This window comes from Streptomyces sp. NBC_01591 (assembly GCF_035918155.1).
GTDB lineage: Bacteria > Actinomycetota > Actinomycetes > Streptomycetales > Streptomycetaceae > Streptomyces.
Genome location: NZ_CP109327.1, coordinates 2,535,164 through 2,550,850, shown reverse-complemented (window position 1 = coordinate 2,550,850; position 15,687 = coordinate 2,535,164). Strand labels below are relative to the sequence as shown.

The window sequence follows — 15,687 nt, the reverse complement described above, 5'->3', positions numbered from 1 at the left end:
GGCCCGGCAGCGCCCGTCAGCCGGGCCCGAACCGTGCCCAGAGCGAGGGGAAGCGCTCCGCCAGGGCCGCGTCGTCCTCGAAGCTCACGGGGGTGCCCTCGGGCTCGGCGGCCTGGGGCGGCAGGCCGAGGTCCGGGGCGACCACGCCGGTGAGCTGTTCGTACGCCTCGTCGGCGGCGTAGCCGAGATCCTCGGCGTCCCCGTCGATCTCCTCGTCGAAGTCGTCGAGGAGATCGGCGAGGCTGTCCGGGTCGTGCAGAGCACCCTCGAAGATCTCCCGGCCCTGGCCGATCAGCCAGCAGCGGAAGAAGTCGAAGGCGTCGTCGCTCGCCCCGCCGAGCAGCACGGCGGCGGCGCCCCACAGATCCCAGCGGTAGGCGCGGTTGAAACGGGCCTCGAAGTGCCTGGCGAAGTCCAGCACCGCGTCGGGATCGAGCCGCACCAGCCGTTCGACGAGCAGGTCGGCCTGGTCCTCGGGGTCGCCCTCGGCGGCCGCGCGGGTGCTGTCGACGATCTCCCAGAACTCCGTCTCGTCCATCACGGGTCAAGCATCGGCCCTGGCGCCGGGCCACGCACGCGGACGCGGGGAGAAGCAACCCTCAGTGATAGAGCTCGCGCAGGCGTTCGGCGGCCGCGGCGAAACGGTCCCGCAGGGCGGCCGGTTCCAGCACCTCCGACTCCGGCCCCAGGGCCAGCAGTTGGCTGTACGCGACCTCGTCGGACTCGACCCGCAGGGTGACCGTGAGCCACCCCTCGGCATCGGGCGGGCCGGCCGCTTCGAGGGCGTCGTGGACCGCCGAACGGTCCATGGTGTACGGCAGTCGGCGTACGCCCTCCGGCGACACCCGTACCGTCACCTCGGTCCGCAGGAGCGACCGGGCGAACTGGGCGGCCCGCTCGTCCCAGAAGCCCGGCAGATCGAACTCCTCGTCGCGCTCGAACCGCTCGTCGGACACCGCCACGGCCGAGAACCGGTCGATCCGGTACACCCGGAAATCGTCTCCCACCCGGGCGCAGACGTACCAGACCCCGGCCTTCAGGACGAGCCCGTACGGTGCCATCTCCCGCTCCACCTCGCCGTCCGGGCCGCCCCGGCGATAGCGGGCACGGACGATCCGGTCGTCCCACACGGCCTCGGCGACGGCCGGCAGCAGTTCGGGCGTGACCGGTTCCTGGTACCAGCCGGGAGCATCCAGGTGGAAGCGCCGGCCGGCACTGTCGGAGGCGTCCCGCAGCGAGGGCAGCAGGGCCGCCGACACCTTGAGCCGGGCGGCGGACGCGGCGTCCTCCAGGCCCATCTCGCGCAGGGCGGACGGCAGTCCGGAGAGGAAGAGCGCCTCGGCCTCGTCACGGGCGAGACCGGTGAGGCGGGTGCGGTAACCGCCGACCAGCCGGTAGCCCCCGGCCCGGCCCCGGTCCGCGTACACCGGGACGCCCGCTTCCGAGAGCGCCTGGGCGTCCCGGGTCACGGTCCGCTCGGACACCTCCAGCTCACGGGCGAGCTCGGCGGCGGTCATGGCGGGGCGGGACTGCAGGAGCAGCACCATTCTGATGAGACGGGCAGCACGCATGCGGCCATTGTGGCCGCATGCCACGCGGGGCGGCCGGGCGTACCCGGCCGCCCTCACGGTCAGAGCCCGTACCGCTCCCGGGCCTCCTTGACCGCGGACGCGGTCACCTCGCCGCGGCGGGCCAGCTGGGCCAGGGCCGCGACCGCGACCGACTGCGCGTCGACGCCGAAGTGGCGGCGGGCCGCGTCGCGGGTGTCGGAGAGGCCGAAGCCGTCCGTGCCGAGCGAGGACCAGTCCTGCTCCACCCACTGGCTGATCTGGTCCGGGACCTGACGCATCCAGTCGCTGACCGCGACGACCGGACCCGGTGCGCCCTCCAGCGCCTGGGTCACGTACGGCACCCGCTGCTCACCGCGGAGCAGCGCCTCGTCGCACTCCAGCGCCTCGCGGCGCAGCTCGCCCCAGGAGGTGGCGGACCAGACGTCGGCCGTGACACCCCAGTCCGCGGCCAGCAGCTCCTGCGCCCGAAGGGCCCAGTGGATGGCCGTACCGGAGGCCAGCAGCTGGACCCGCGGGGCGTCCGCCGAGGCAGGCGTGCCCTCCTTGAAGCGGTACAGGCCCTTGACGATGCCCTCCTCGACGCCTTCCGGCATCGCGGGCTGCGGCTTCGGCTCGTTGTAGACCGTCAGGTAGTAGAAGACGTTCTCGGCCTCGGGGCCGTACATCCGGCGCAGACCGTCCTTGACGATCACCGCGATCTCGTACGCGAACGCCGGGTCGTAGTTGAGCGACGCGGGGTTCGTGGCGGCGATCAGCTGCGAGTGGCCGTCCGCGTGCTGGAGGCCCTCACCGGTCAGCGTCGTACGGCCCGCGGTGGCGCCGACGATGAAGCCCTTGCCGAGCTGGTCGGCGAGCTGCCACATCTGGTCGCCGGTCCGCTGCCAGCCGAACATCGAGTAGAAGATGTAGAAGGGGATCATCGTCTCGCCGTGCGTCGCGTACGACGTCGAGGCGGCGATGAAGTCGGCCATGGCCCCGGCCTCGGTGATCCCCTCGTTGAGGATCTGGCCGTCCTTGGCCTCCTTGTAGTACATCAGCTGGTCGCGGTCGACCGGCTCGTACGTCTGGCCCAGCGGCGAGTAGATACCGGCCGACGGGAACAGCGACTCCATACCGAAGGTACGGGCCTCGTCCGGGACGATCGGAACCCAGCGCCTGCCGGTCTCCTTGTCCCGCATCAGGTCCTTGACCAGGCGCACGAAGGCCATGGTCGTGGCCATCTCCTGCTTGCCGGACCCCTTCTTGAGGGCGGCGAACGCGCGCTCCTCCGGCTGGGGCAGCGCCACGGCGTGCACCCGGCGGGCCGGAGCGGGACCGCCGAGGGCGGCGCGGCGCTCCTGGAGGTAACGGACCTCGGGGGAGTCGGCGCCCGGGTGGCCGTAGGGCACCAGGCCGTCGGCGAAGGCGCTGTCCGGGATCGGGAGTCCGAGCAGCTCGCGCATGTCCTTGAACTCGTCGACGGACAGCTTCTTCATCTGGTGGTTGGCGTTCTTGGACTCGAAGCCCTTGCCGAGCGTGAAGCCCTTCACCGTCTGGGCGAGGATCACGGTCGGCGCGCCCTTGTGCGCCAGGGCCGCCCGGTACGCCGCGTACACCTTGCGGGCCTCGTGGCCGCCGCGCGAGGTGTAGAAACACTCGGCGATCTTCGCGTCGGTGAGCAGCTTCGCCAGCTCGGCGAGGGCGGGCTCGGCGCCGAAGAAGTGCTCGCGGATGTACGCGACATCGCGGGTGGCGTACGTCTGGAACTGCGCGTCCGGGACCTCCCGGAGCCGGCGGACCAGCGCGCCCGTGGTGTCCAGCTGGAACAGCTCGTCCCAGGCGCTGCCCCAGAGCGTCTTGACGACGTTCCAGCCGGCGCCGCGGAACGCGCCCTCCAGCTCCTGGACCACGCGGAAGTTGGCGCGGACCGGGCCGTCGAGGCGCTGCAGGTTGCAGTTGATGACGAAGGTCAGGTTGTCGAGCCGCTCACGGGCCGCGAGGGCGAGGGCGGCGGTCGACTCGGGCTCGTCCATCTCGCCGTCGCCGAGGAAGGCCCATACGTGCGAGTTCGACGTGTCCTTGATGTTGCGGTTGGCGAGGTAGCGGTTGAAGCGCGCCTGGTAGATCGCCGAGAGCGGGCCGAGGCCCATCGACACGGTGGGGAACTCCCACAGCCAGGGCAGCCGCCGCGGATGCGGGTAGGAGGGCAGGCCGTCGCCGCCCGCCTCCTGGCGGAAGTTGTCGAGCTGCTGCTCGCTCAGCCGGCCGTCGAGGAAGGCGCGGGCGTAGATGCCGGGGGAGGCGTGGCCCTGGATGTAGAGCTGGTCGCCGGAGCCGTCCCCCTCCTTGCCGCGGAAGAAGTGGTTGAAGCCGGTCTCGTACAGCCAGGCCGCCGAGGCGAAGGTGGCGATGTGGCCGCCGACGCCGAAGCGCGCGCCACGGGTGACCATCGCGGCCGCGTTCCAGCGGTTCCAGGCGGTGATCCGGGACTCCATCTCCAGGTCGCCGTCGAAGGCGGGCTCCGCGGAGGTGGGGATGGTGTTGACGTAATCGGTCTCCAGCAGCTTGGGCAGCGCGATGCCGGCGCCCTCCGCGTGCTGGAGCGAGCGCCGCATCAGGTACGCGGCGCGGTGCGGGCCCGCGGCCGTGGTGACGGCGTCCAGGGAGGCCGCCCATTCGGCGGTCTCCTCGGGGTCACGGTCCGGGAGCTGGTCGAGCTCGCTCGGAAGCTTTCCTACGGGGTCGGTCATGATCGCCGCCTTCCGGAGTGGAGGGGGGTGGAGAAGGCCCTGACTGGCAGGACAGGGCGATGGGGCCGGTGGGCCCGCGAATGAACTGTAAGTCGCCGATCGATGATCGATCAAAGGCTGAAGCGCAAAACTTCTCGATATGAAGAAAGTGGCATGCGGTGCCTCGGAATGGGGCACGGAGTGACGGGATTTAACGCACAAAAGGGGCGTCCGCCTGCACAGGCGAGCACCCCTTGCGACGGATGTGTACGGTCCTCAGGCGCGCGGCGCGCAGCCGAGTACGTGCGCCTTGACCAGTACCCCGATGTCCGGGTCCTTGCGCAGGAACGCCTCGATGAGCGCCTCGTGCTCCTCCGCGTACGACTTCTGCACCGTGCCCAGCCACCGGATCGACAGGGCGGTGAACACCTCGATGCCCAGCCCCTCCCAGGTGTGCAGCAGCACCGCGTTCCCGGCGGCCCGCACCATCTCGCGGTGGAAGCCCACGGTGTGCCGTACCTGCGCCTCGCCGTCGGCCAGCCGGTCCGCCTCGTAGAGCGCCGTCACATGCGGGGTGAGGCGCGAGCAGTCCTCGCCGAGGACCGGGGCCGCCAGCTCCGCCGCGATCTGCTCCAGGCCGGCCCGTACCGGGTAGCTCTCCTCCAGGTCGGCGGCGGTGAGATTGCGGACCCGTACGCCCTTGTTGGGGGCCGACTCGATCAGCCGGAGCGTCTCCAGCTCCCGCAGCGCCTCGCGTACCGGCGTCTGGCTGACCTCCAGCTCGGTGGCGATCCGGCGCTCCACGATCCGCTCACCGGGCTTCCAGCGCCCGCTGACGATCCCGTCCACGATGTGCTCGCGGATCTGTTCGCGCAGCGAGTGGACGACGGGCGGGGTCATGAGGGGCTCCTTCGGGGCAAACCGGTGCTTCCGCACCATCACGATTGCCGGGGCGACCGATGGTGTCTAGGGCCTGTCCGGCGGATCAGGGTCGGACAGACCCTAGACAATACGGCGGCGCCCCCGTCCGGAAGTGTTCCGGACGGGGGCGCCGCTGGTGAGGCTGGTTACAGCCGTGGTGCTCAGAGGCCGAGCTCGACCTCGAACTCACCGGCCTCCAGGATCGCCTTGACCGAGGTCAGGTAACGGGCGGCGTCCGCGCCGTCCACCAGACGGTGGTCGTAGGAGAGCGAGAGGTACGTCATGTCGCGCACCGCGATCGTCTCGCCGAGGTCCGGGTGGTCGATGACCACCGGGCGGCGGACCGTGGCACCGATGCCCAGGATGGCTGCCTGGTTCGGGGGCACGATGACGGTGTCGAACAGCGCACCGCGCGAGCCGGTGTTGCTGATGGTGAAGGTGGCACCGGACATGTCGTCCGGCGTCAGGCCGCCACCGCGGGCCTTGCCGGCCAGCTCGGCGGTCTTCTTCGAGATACCGGCGATGTTCAGGTCGCCCGCACCCTTGATGACCGGGGTCATCAGACCCTTCTCGGCGTCCACGGCGATGCCGATGTTCTCCGAGTCGAAGTACGTGATGGTGCCCTCGTCCTCGTTGATCCGGGCGTTGATGACCGGGTGGGCCTTCAGCGCCTGGGCCGCCGCCTTCACGAAGAACGGCATCGGGGACAGCTTGACGCCCTCACGGGCGGCGAACGCGGCCTTCGCCTGGTTGCGCAGCTTCATCAGCTTGGTGATGTCGACCTCGACGACCGAGGTCAGCTGGGCCTGCGAGTGCAGCGCCTTCATCATGTTGTCGCCGATGACCTTGCGCATGCGGGTCATCTTGACCGTCTGACCGCGCAGCGGGGAGGCCTCCAGCTTCGGCGCCTTCGAGGCGGCCGGAGCAACGGCGGCCGGAGCCGGGGCAGCTGCGGCGGCCTTGGCGGCCTCCGCGGCGGCGACGACGTCCTGCTTGCGGATGCGGCCACCGACGCCGGTGCCCTTGACCGCGCCCAGGTCGACGCCGCTCTCGGCGGCGAGCTTGCGGACCAGCGGCGTGACGTACGCGCCGTCGTCACCGGAGGTCGCGGCGGGGGCGGCCGGGGTGACCGGAGCCGGAGCGGCGACGGGCGCCGGAGCGGCCGGGGCCACCGGAGCCGGAGCCGCGACCGGGGCGGCGGGCGCCACCGGGGCCGGAGCCGGCGCGGGAGCGGCCGGAGCGACCGGTGCCGGGGCGGCGACCGGGGCGGCCGGAGCCGGGGCGGCGACGGGTGCCGGAGCGGCCGGGGCCGGGGCAGCAGCCGGAGCGGCACCGGCGGCACCGATGACGGCGAGCTTGGCGCCGACCTCGGCGGTCTCGTCCTCGGCGACGACGATCTCCAGCAGCACACCGGAAACCGGGGCCGGGATCTCGGTGTCGACCTTGTCCGTGGAGACCTCCAGGAGGGGCTCGTCCTCCGTGACCTCCTCGCCGACCTCCTTCAGCCAGCGGGTGACGGTGCCCTCGGTGACGCTCTCGCCGAGCGCCGGAAGGGTGACGTCGGTACCGGCGGTGCCACCGGCCGGTGCGGCGGCGGCCGGGGCCTCGGCTGCGGGGGCCGGGGCTGCGGCGGGGGCCTCGGCGACCGGCGCCGGGGCCGGGGCGGCCGCGGGCTCGGCGGCCGGAGCCGCGGCGGCCACGGGTGCACCCGTGCCGTCGTCGATGATGGCCAGCTCGACGCCGACCTCGACGGTCTCGTCCTCGGCGACCTTGATGGCGGCCAGGATGCCGGCCGCGGGGGCCGGGATCTCGGTGTCGACCTTGTCGGTCGAAACCTCGAGCAACGGCTCGTCGGCCTCGACGCGCTCGCCCTCGGCCTTCAGCCAGCGGGTGACAGTTCCCTCGGTGACGCTCTCGCCGAGCGCCGGAAGGGTTACGGAAACCGACATGGTTTCAGTTGCTCCTTACGAAAGTGCGGAAGTGGGTCGGTCGTCGCGCCCGGTCGACTGGATCAGTCGTGGGAGTGCAGGGGCTTGCCGGCGAGGGCCAGGTGCGCCTCGCCCATCGCCTCGTTCTGCGTCGGGTGGGCGTGGATGAGCTGCGCGACCTCGGCGGGCAGCGCCTCCCAGTTGTAGATCAGCTGGGCTTCGCCGACCTGCTCGCCCATACGGTCACCGACCATGTGGACGCCGACCACGGCACCGTCCTTGACCTGGACGAGCTTGATCTCGCCCGCGGTCTTGAGGATCTTGCTCTTGCCGTTGCCCGCGAGGTTGTACTTCAGAGCGACGACCTTGTCCGCGCCGTAGAGCTCCTTGGCCTTGGCCTCGGTGATGCCCACGGAGGCGACCTCGGGGTGGCAGTACGTCACCCGCGGCACACCGTCGTAGTCGATCGGAACGGTCTTCAGACCGGCCAGCCGCTCCGCCACCAGGATGCCCTCGGCGAAGCCGACGTGCGCGAGCTGGAGCGTCGGGGCCAGGTCACCCACGGCCGAGATGGTCGGCACGTTGGTCTGCATGTACTCGTCGACGAGGACGTAACCGCGGTCCATCGCGACGCCGGCCTCCTCGTAGCCCAGGCCCTGCGAGACCGGGCCGCGGCCGATGGCGACCAGCAGCACCTCTGCCTCGAAGGTCTTGCCGTCGGCGAGGGTCACGCGGACGCCGTCCTGCGTGTACTCGGCGCTCTGGAAGAACGTACCGAGGTTGAACTTGATGCCGCGCTTGCGGAAGGCGCGCTCAAGAAGCTTCGAGCTGTTCTCGTCCTCGACCGGGACGAGGTGCTTCAGGCCCTCGATGATCGTCACGTCGGTGCCGAAGGACGTCCACGCCGAGGCGAACTCGACGCCGATGACGCCGCCGCCCAGCACGATCGCGGACTTCGGGACGCGGTCCAGCTTCAGCGCGTGGTCCGACGAGATGATGCGGTTGCCGTCGATCTCCAGGCCCGGCAGCGACTTCGGCACGGAGCCGGTCGCGAGCAGCACGTGGCGGCCCTGGACGCGCTGGCCGTTCACATCCACCGAGGTGGGGGAGGAGAGCCGTCCCTCACCCTCGATGTAGGTGACCTTGCGCGAGGCGATGAGACCCTGCAGACCCTTGTACAGGCCCGAGATCACGTCGTCCTTGTACTTGTGGACGGCGTCGATGTCGATGCCCTCGAAGGTGGCCTTGACACCGAACTGCTCGGACTCGCGCGCCTGGTCGGCGATCTCACCGGCGTGCAGCAGGGCCTTCGTGGGGATACAGCCGTTGTGCAGGCAGGTGCCGCCGACCTTGCCCTTCTCGATCAGAGCGACGTCCAGGCCCAGCTGCGCTCCGCGCAGGGCCGCGGCGTAACCGCCGCTACCACCGCCGAGGATCACTAGGTCGAAAACGGTGCTGGCGTCGTTCGCCACGTCACGTCCTCCATGCATGTGCGCCGTACGCCGGGCCCCGTCGCTGGGGTGTGACCGGCCGGTCGGCTGGTGTTCGGCCGCTTTTGTCATTCGGCCCTGTGGTGGGGGCCCTGTCCTGCCGAGAACCCATCTTCGCACTTGTTGACGGTGGGCGGGACGCGGGGCCCGGGTCTGAGACGGATGATCATCCGTCTCAGGGGGTTACCGCTGCGTAGACCCCTACTGATTTCGTCGAGAGCGAAACCTGCCGGATCCGTGCGGCGATGCCATGGGAGCAACACGTACGGCCCCGGACCTATGCCCGGGGCCGTACGTCACAGCTGCGGCCTCAGCCGAGGTCTCCGGCGGCGGTGCGCTCGGCCAGCTTGACGAGCGTACGGACCGCGGAGCCGGTGCCGCCCTTCGGCGTGTAGCCGTACGGTGCACCCTCGTGGAAGGCCGGACCGGCGATGTCCAGGTGCGCCCAGGCGATGCCCTCGCCCACGAACTCCTGCAGGAACAGACCGGCCACCAGGCCGCCGCCCATCCGCTCGCCCATGTTGGCGATGTCGGCGGTCGGGGAGTCCATGCCCTTGCGCAGGTCGGCGGGGAGCGGCATCGGCCAGGAGGCCTCGCCGACCTCCTCGGCGATCTCGTGGATGGAGGTACGGAAGGCGTCGTCGTTCGCCATGATGCCGAAGGTGCGGTTGCCCAGCGCCAGCACCATCGCGCCGGTCAGGGTCGCCACGTCGACGATCGCGTCCGGGTTCTCCTCGGAGGCGCGGGTCAGCGCGTCGGCGAGGACGAGCCGGCCCTCGGCGTCCGTGTTGAGCACCTCGACGGTCTTGCCGCTGTACATGCGGAGCACGTCACCGGGGCGGGTGGCGTTGCCCGACGGCATGTTCTCGGCGAGCGCCAGCCAGCCGGTGACGTTGACCCGGAGGCCGAGGCGGGCGGCCGCGACGACGGTCGCGAACACGGCGGCGGCGCCGCTCATGTCGCACTTCATCGTCTCGTTGTGGCCGGCCGGCTTCAGCGAGATGCCGCCCGAGTCGTAGGTGATGCCCTTGCCGACCAGGGCCAGGGTCTTCTCCGCCTTCGGGTGCGTGTAGGCGAGCTTCACCAGACGCGGGCCGTGGGACGAGCCCTGGCCGACGCCCAGCAGACCGCCGAAGCCGCCCTTGACGAGCGCCTTCTCGTCGAGGACCTGCACCTTGATGCCGTGCTCCTTGCCCGCGGCGGTGGCCACGGCGGCGAAGGACTCGGGGTACAGGTCGTTCGGCGGGGTGTTGATCAGGTCGCGGGCGCGGTTGATCTCCTCGGCCAGCGCGACGGCGCGCTCGGCGGCCGCCTTGAACGCCTTGTCGCGCGGCTTGGTGCCGAGCAGGGCGACCTCACCGAGCGGCAGCTTCGCGCCGTTGCCGTTCTTCTTGCCCTTGGGGGCGAGCTTGTTCTCGCCGCCCTGGTACGCGGTGAAGGCGTACGCGCCCAGGAGCGCGCCCTCGGCGATCGCCTCGGCGTCCTCGGTGGACGCGACGGGCAGCGCGAAGCCGGCCTTCTTCGAGCCGGTCAGGGCACGGGCGGCCGAGCCCGCGGCCTTGCGCAGCGCCTCGGCGTCGTACGCCTCGTCCTTCTCCGGGACGGCGCCGAGCCCGACCGCGATGACGACCGGGACCTTGAGGCCGTCGGGTGCGGGGAGCTTGGTCACCTCGCCCTCGGCACCTGCGGCGCCCAGGGCCTCCAGGACGGTGGCGAGCTTTCCGTCGAACGCCTTGTCCACGGCCTCGGCGCCCGGTGCGAGAACCGGCCCCTTGGCGCCCTTGGCGACGCCGACGACGAGTGCGTCGGCGCGCAGCGTCGCCGCACCGGCAGTGCTGAGAGTGAGAGCAGTCACGGTGGTGAAATCTCGCTTCCGTTGAGTTCGTTGTCGGTCGAGGGGTGGGCCGACCGTGCCCGGCGCATCGTAGACGCCGCCGCAATGTGCCGGTAATGAGCCTACGCGCGCCGTTGCCGCAGGATCACGGCGGCGGGCCGTCGGTGGCCTGTAGTGGAGGCACGGCTCCGGTCCCGGGTGTCCCGGCCGGGGTCCGTGCAGCCGGAACCGATCGTGGCCGTAGGGTCGTTGGCGGTGCCGGACCGACAAGGGGAGAACCATGCGCGCCCGTGGGGCTGCACGCGTGACGGGAGGGGACCGGGCGCTGCCCGTCGCCGTACTGATTCTGCTGGCCCTGCTGGCCGGCTGCACGTCGGCGCCAGAACCCTCCGGGAAGGGCCGCTGGCGGCCGGAGCCGGGCATCGGCTGGCAGTGGCAGCTCTCCGGCCGGCTGGACCCGACGGTGGACGTCCCGGTGTACGACATCGACGGCTTCGACCACAAGGCATCGGCGGTCGACGATCTGCACCGCCGGGGCCGCAAGGTGATCTGCTACCTCTCCACCGGCGCCTGGGAGGACTTCCGTCCGGACGCCGGGAAGTTCCCCGAGTCGGTACGGGGGAAGGGCAACGGCTGGGAGGGCGAGTACTGGCTCGACATCCGCCGTACGGACATCCTGGAGCCGCTGATGGAGCGGCGGATCGAGATGTGCGCCGAGAAGGGGTTCGACGCGGTGGAGCCCGACAACATGGACGGCTACCGCAACCGCACCGGCTTCCCGCTGACCGCCGCCGACCAGTTGCGCTACAACCGGCTCATCGCCCGGATCGCCCACCGCCACGGGCTCGCCGTCGGCCTGAAGAACGACCTGGGGCAGATCCCGGAGCTGGAGCCGGACTTCGACTTCGCGGTCAACGAGCAGTGCGCGCAGTACGAGGAGTGCGAGAAGCTCACCCCGTTCGTGAAGGCGGGCAAGGCCGTCTTCCACGTCGAGTACGAGCTGCCCGTCGCCCGGTTCTGCGCCGATTCGCGGCGGCTGGGGCTCAGCTCGCTGCTGAAGAAGTACGAACTGGGCGTGTGGCGCCAGGAGTGCCCGAAGGCCCGCGCCTGAGCCAGACGAGAGGCCCTAACCGAGCGTCAGGGCCACCAGGGCCGCCGTCGCCGCAGTCTCCGCCAGCGCGCCGAAGACATCGCCGGTCACCCCGCCGAAGCGCCGCACGCAGTGCCGCAGCAGGAGCTGGGCGACACCGAGCGCGGCCAGCGCGGCCAGCGCGTGGTGCAGCGCCCCGTACCCGCCGAGCAGCGCACCGGCACCCGCGCAGCCCGCGACCACCACCGCACCGACCGCCACCGCGCCCCGCCCCGTGACCGTGCCCGCCACCGCCGCACCCAGCCCCTCCGGACGGGCCGGCGGCACGCCCCGGCGGGAGGCCAGGGTGAGGGCGAGCCGGGCGGTGACCGCGGCGACGGCCGCCGCCACCGCACCGTGCGCCCAGCTCCGCCCGTACAGCTCGTGGAGCGCCGCGACCTGGGCCAGCAGCACGAACAGCAGGGTGATCACACCGAACGGCCCAATGTCGGACTGCTTCATGATCCGCAGGGCGTCGTCGGCGGGCTTGCCGCTGCCCAGGCCGTCGGCGGTGTCCGCGAGACCGTCCAGATGCAGACCCCGGGTCAGTACGGCGGGAACGGCGGCCGAGGCGACCGCGGCGAGCAGCGGCCCCGAGCCGAGCAGCAGCAACAGGCCGCCGGGCACCGCCGCGAGCAGCCCCACGACGAGGCCGGCGAGCGGCGCGCACAGCATCCCGGCGCGGGCGGCCTCGCGGTCCCAGCGGGTGACGCGGACGGGGAGCACGGTCAGGGTGCCGAAGGCGAAGCGGATGCCATGGCTGTTCAGGGAGGTCACGGCGCGCAGGCTAATCGGTGCGCCCGGCCGATAGATTGCCCATAACGCGACAGAAAATGACAGAAGCGGCTTATCGGGAGTGGGTGGCATGGGTCACTGGTTCGATCAGAACATCGTCGAGCCGGGAAAGCTGCCGCTGCTCCTCGCCCTGGCCGCCTTCGTGCTCACCTTCGCGATCACCCGGGTCATCACCCGGATGATCCGGGCGGAGAAGGGCCCGTTCCGCAACTTCACACCTGGCGGCATGCACATCCACCACGTGGTCCCCGGAGTGGTGCTGAGCGTCGTCGGCGGCTTCGGCGCGGTCGCCAGCGGGCGGCAGGGCGTCACCGCGGGGATCTGCGCCGTGGTCTTCGGTGTGGGCGCGGGGCTGGTACTGGACGAATTCGCCCTGATCCTCCATCTCGACGACGTGTACTGGACCGAGGAGGGCCGCCAGAGCGTGGAGGTGGTGGTCCTCACCGCGGCGCTGGTGCTGCTCGTCCTGGCCGGATTCTCACCGCTCGGCGTGAACGAGCTGAGCAGCGACGAGCAACAGAGCAGGCTCGGCGTCATCCTGACCCTGGTCGTCAACTTCTGCTTCGTGCTGATCGCCCTCTTCAAGGGCAAGGCGCGGCTCGCGGTCGTCGGCACGCTCGTCCCGTTCGTCGCGCTGATCGGGGCGATCCGGCTGGCCCGGCCGACGTCGAAGTGGGCGAAGCGCTTCTACCGCAACCGTCACCGGGCCCGCGCCCGGTCGGTGCTGCGCGCCTACCACCACGATGTGCGCTGGGTGGGCCCGCGACGCAGATTCGAGGATCTGATCGGCGGCGCACCGGACCGGGTGCCGCTCCCCGGACGCAAGTCCTGATCCCGGCGCCGGTCCCGGCGGGCCGTGCGGGCGCACAGTGCGAGGACCGCGGCGATCGCCACCAGGTGCTCCTTGCCCGCCAGATTGTTCTTCAGGACCACCTCGACCACCATCGCCGCGATCACCAGCGCCCCGGTGAAGCGGGCCCGGTAGACGTAACAGACATGGACGGCCAGGCCGACCACCGCCGCGGACGGCCCGGTGTCGACGACCCGGGCGTCCGAGGCCGGCAGTCCGAACAGCCCGTCGGGGCCGAGCGCGACACCGATCCGCGCGTACAGCGTCCCGGTCAGCGTCGCCAGGTACGCGATCAGAAGGGTGCGCCACCGGCCCAGACAGATCTCGGCGGTCCCGAACACCATCAGGATCTGCACCAGCGCCCCCCAGACCGGCAGATCCAGCGCCGGCACGAACAGCGACAACGGCGTACGCAGCAGGGACGCCCACAACGGATCCTCGGCCCGCACCGTCCCGAGGTCCTGCACCGCTCCGAAGCCCCACGACTGGTTCTGCACCACATGGAGCAGCGCCGTCAGGCAGACCGCGGCGATCGTCATCGGGATCGCCCGCAGCCGGTCGGCGGCGAGTGATCCGCGTACGGTCGTCAGCAGCGGACCCCACTCATGGCGAGCTGTCCCGCGCAGCGCGCGCACGGGTCTCATCCATCGGCCCCGAGGTGCGAGCGGTGCAGCCACTTGGGCAGCCCGGGCGCCTCCAGGAACCCTTCGGCGCGGCCCGCGGCGACGCCGATGCGCAGCAGGTCCGAGCTCTTCTCGAACAACATGAAGCGTGGCTCCCAGATCGGCCGGTACTTGGCGTTGGCGCGGTACAGCGACTCGATCTGCCACCAGCGCGAGAAGAAACTGAGCATCGAGCGCCACAGCCTCAGCACCGGTCCGGCGCCGAGCCGCGAACCCCGCTCGAAGACGGACCTGAACATCGCGAAGTTCAGCGAGACCTGGGTGATCCCGATCTCCTCGGCGCGCTGGAGGAGTTTGATGACCATGAACTCCATCAGCCCGTTCTCGGCGTCCCGGTCACGGCGCATCAGGTCCAGCGAGAGGCCGTTCGGCCCCCATGGCACGAAGCTCAGCACGGCGCGCAACTCGCCCGGCCCGCCGCCCTCCTCGGCGGGGGCGTCGCGGCATTCGAGCATCACGCACTGCCCGTCGGCCGGATCGCCGAGCCGGCCGAGCGCCATCGAGAAGCCGCGCTCGGTCGCCCCGTCGCGCCAGTCGTCGGCGCGCCGCACCAGTTCGGCCATCTCCTGTTCGGGGATGTCCGCGTGGCGGCGGACGGTCACGTCGTACCCGGCGCGCTCGACCCGGTTGTACGCCTGGCGGACGGTCCGCATCGCCCGCCCTTCGAGGGTGAACTCGGCGGTCTCCACGATCGCTTCGTCGCCCAGCTCCAGGGCGTCGAGGCCGTGCCGTGCGTAGATGGTGCCACCCTCCTCGCTCACCCCCATCACCGCCGGGATCCAGCCGTGCTCGCGCGCCTCGGCCAGCCACGGCTCGATCGCCCCCGGCCAGGCCTCCGGGTCGCCGATGGGGTCACCGGAGGCGAGCGATACCCCGCCCACCACCCGGTAGGTGACGGCGGCCTTCCCGGTCGGTGACCAGATGACGCTCTTCTCCCGGCGCAGCGAGAAGTAGCCGAGCGAATCGCGGTCGCCGTGCTTCTCGAGCAGCGCCCGGAGCCGGGCCTCGTCCTCGGGGGTGATCGGGTCGACGGCCCGGCGGGCCCGGAACGCCGCGTACACGACGGCGATCAGCAGCAGCGTGGAGAGCACGTTGATGGTGACATCGACCCAGCCGGGGGTGGTGATCCCGGGGAAGGCGGCGTCGTTGTCGGCGACCGAGACCAGCCGCAGCGCCCCGTAGCGCCAGCGGTCCAGGAAGGTCGCGCGGTAGTCGTCGGACGCGGTATTGGTGAGGGTGACCAGGCCTGCGGCGATCAGCGAGGTGACCAGCAGCCCGCCGACCGCGACGACGGCCGCGAGCTTCGGGTTGGACCGGTCGCCCTTCGCGTAGAACTCGCGCCGCCCGAGGATCAGCGCAAGGACGAAGGCGGCGGTCAGGCCCAGCGAGATCCAGTTCTGCGGATGCTGCCGCACCTCCGGGAACGCGATCACCAGGGCGAGGAGGAGCAGCAGCAAGCCGCTCACCACCATGTTCACGATCCAGGCGGCCCGCTTGCGGCGGCGCATGGTGACCGCCAGGAAGAGGGCGACGACCCCGGAGGAGAAGCCCGCGGTGAGCAGGTACGGGGTGAAGAAGTTCTCGGTGTTGTGGCGGCGCAGATCGTTGCCGAGAGTGACCCAGACGGCGCTCAGGAAATTGATGAACGACACGACGCGCAGGTACCAGATGGCGAATGCCGCGCTGCGCCGTGACCGGACGGTGCTCGGTGACCGGACGCTGTCCTGTCCGGATTCCTTGGTGGCCAATCGGACCTTACCCATGAAAAGCGATCATAT

The 15,687-nt window shown here is 71.1% G+C and carries 12 protein-coding genes; 2 read left to right on the top strand and 10 right to left on the bottom strand.

Going from position 1 to position 15,687, the window contains the following annotated elements; genetic code table 11:
* Window positions 1-16 precede the first annotated feature (16 nt).
* From OG978_RS11885 to OG978_RS11855, 7 genes are all read right to left on the bottom strand, one after another.
* Window positions 17-538 carry a DUF4240 domain-containing protein gene (locus tag OG978_RS11885; RefSeq protein WP_326770001.1) on the bottom strand — a complete coding sequence of 174 codons (522 nt, stop codon included), beginning with the start codon at window positions 536-538 and terminating at the stop codon, window positions 17-19.
* Between the two features lie 61 nt (window positions 539-599).
* Window positions 600-1,571, bottom strand: coding sequence for a helix-turn-helix transcriptional regulator (locus OG978_RS11880; RefSeq protein ID WP_326765180.1), 972 nt, complete (start codon window positions 1,569-1,571; stop codon window positions 600-602).
* A gap of 59 nt (window positions 1,572-1,630) precedes the next feature.
* Window positions 1,631-4,300, bottom strand: a complete 2,670-nt coding sequence (gene aceE / locus OG978_RS11875; RefSeq protein ID WP_326765179.1) for a pyruvate dehydrogenase (acetyl-transferring), homodimeric type — start codon at window positions 4,298-4,300, stop codon at window positions 1,631-1,633.
* A gap of 255 nt (window positions 4,301-4,555) precedes the next feature.
* Window positions 4,556-5,179 carry a GntR family transcriptional regulator gene (locus tag OG978_RS11870; RefSeq protein WP_326765178.1) on the bottom strand — a complete coding sequence of 208 codons (624 nt, stop codon included), beginning with the start codon at window positions 5,177-5,179 and terminating at the stop codon, window positions 4,556-4,558.
* A gap of 182 nt (window positions 5,180-5,361) precedes the next feature.
* The gene (sucB, locus tag OG978_RS11865) at window positions 5,362-7,149 is read right to left on the bottom strand and encodes a 2-oxoglutarate dehydrogenase, E2 component, dihydrolipoamide succinyltransferase (RefSeq protein ID WP_326765177.1); all 1,788 of its coding nucleotides are present in this window, start codon (window positions 7,147-7,149) and stop codon (window positions 5,362-5,364) included.
* Between the two features lie 62 nt (window positions 7,150-7,211).
* Complete coding sequence (lpdA, locus tag OG978_RS11860) at window positions 7,212-8,600, bottom strand: dihydrolipoyl dehydrogenase (RefSeq protein ID WP_093544964.1); 1,389 nt, start codon at window positions 8,598-8,600, stop codon at window positions 7,212-7,214.
* A gap of 328 nt (window positions 8,601-8,928) precedes the next feature.
* Window positions 8,929-10,473, bottom strand: a complete 1,545-nt coding sequence (locus OG978_RS11855) for a leucyl aminopeptidase (RefSeq protein ID WP_326765176.1) — start codon at window positions 10,471-10,473, stop codon at window positions 8,929-8,931.
* 259 nt (window positions 10,474-10,732) lie between these two features.
* On the opposite strand from OG978_RS11855, the gene OG978_RS11850 reads away from it, so the two are divergent.
* Complete coding sequence (locus OG978_RS11850; RefSeq protein WP_326765175.1) at window positions 10,733-11,563, top strand: endo alpha-1,4 polygalactosaminidase; 831 nt, start codon at window positions 10,733-10,735, stop codon at window positions 11,561-11,563.
* Window positions 11,564-11,578: 15 nt separating this feature from the next.
* Here OG978_RS11850 and cobS read toward each other — a convergent pair whose 3' ends face one another.
* Window positions 11,579-12,358: an adenosylcobinamide-GDP ribazoletransferase gene (gene cobS, locus OG978_RS11845; protein WP_326765174.1), complete on the bottom strand. Its 780-nt coding sequence runs from the start codon at window positions 12,356-12,358 to the stop codon at window positions 11,579-11,581.
* An 88-nt stretch (window positions 12,359-12,446) separates the two neighbouring features.
* Between cobS and OG978_RS11840 the strand changes: the two genes are divergently transcribed.
* Window positions 12,447-13,208 (top strand): hypothetical protein, encoded by a 762-nt coding sequence (locus OG978_RS11840; protein WP_326765173.1) that lies wholly within the window; start codon window positions 12,447-12,449, stop codon window positions 13,206-13,208.
* Here the strand turns inward: OG978_RS11840 and OG978_RS11835 are convergent.
* Complete coding sequence (locus OG978_RS11835) at window positions 13,109-13,870, bottom strand: hypothetical protein (protein WP_326765172.1); 762 nt, start codon at window positions 13,868-13,870, stop codon at window positions 13,109-13,111. The two genes, OG978_RS11840 and OG978_RS11835, sit on opposite strands and share 100 nt — an antisense overlap.
* Window positions 13,867-15,672, bottom strand: coding sequence for a phosphatidylglycerol lysyltransferase domain-containing protein (locus tag OG978_RS11830; protein WP_326765171.1), 1,806 nt, complete (start codon window positions 15,670-15,672; stop codon window positions 13,867-13,869). The genes OG978_RS11835 and OG978_RS11830 overlap by 4 nt, the downstream gene beginning before the upstream one ends.
* Window positions 15,673-15,687: the final 15 nt, after the last annotated feature.

Coding starts and splice junctions, on each gene's coding strand:
- OG978_RS11840 (WP_326765173.1), top strand. CDS start 12,447: ATGGGTCACTGGTTCGATCAGAACATCGTCGAGCCGGGAAAGCTGCCG.
- OG978_RS11880 (WP_326765180.1), bottom strand. CDS start 1,571: ATGCGTGCTGCCCGTCTCATCAGAATGGTGCTGCTCCTGCAGTCCCGC.
- aceE (WP_326765179.1), bottom strand. CDS start 4,300: ATGACCGACCCCGTAGGAAAGCTTCCGAGCGAGCTCGACCAGCTCCCG.
- OG978_RS11850 (WP_326765175.1), top strand. CDS start 10,733: ATGCGCGCCCGTGGGGCTGCACGCGTGACGGGAGGGGACCGGGCGCTG.
- OG978_RS11885 (WP_326770001.1), bottom strand. CDS start 538: ATGGACGAGACGGAGTTCTGGGAGATCGTCGACAGCACCCGCGCGGCC.
- sucB (WP_326765177.1), bottom strand. CDS start 7,149: ATGTCGGTTTCCGTAACCCTTCCGGCGCTCGGCGAGAGCGTCACCGAG.
- OG978_RS11830 (WP_326765171.1), bottom strand. CDS start 15,672: ATGGGTAAGGTCCGATTGGCCACCAAGGAATCCGGACAGGACAGCGTC.
- OG978_RS11870 (WP_326765178.1), bottom strand. CDS start 5,179: ATGACCCCGCCCGTCGTCCACTCGCTGCGCGAACAGATCCGCGAGCAC.
- OG978_RS11835 (WP_326765172.1), bottom strand. CDS start 13,870: ATGAGACCCGTGCGCGCGCTGCGCGGGACAGCTCGCCATGAGTGGGGT.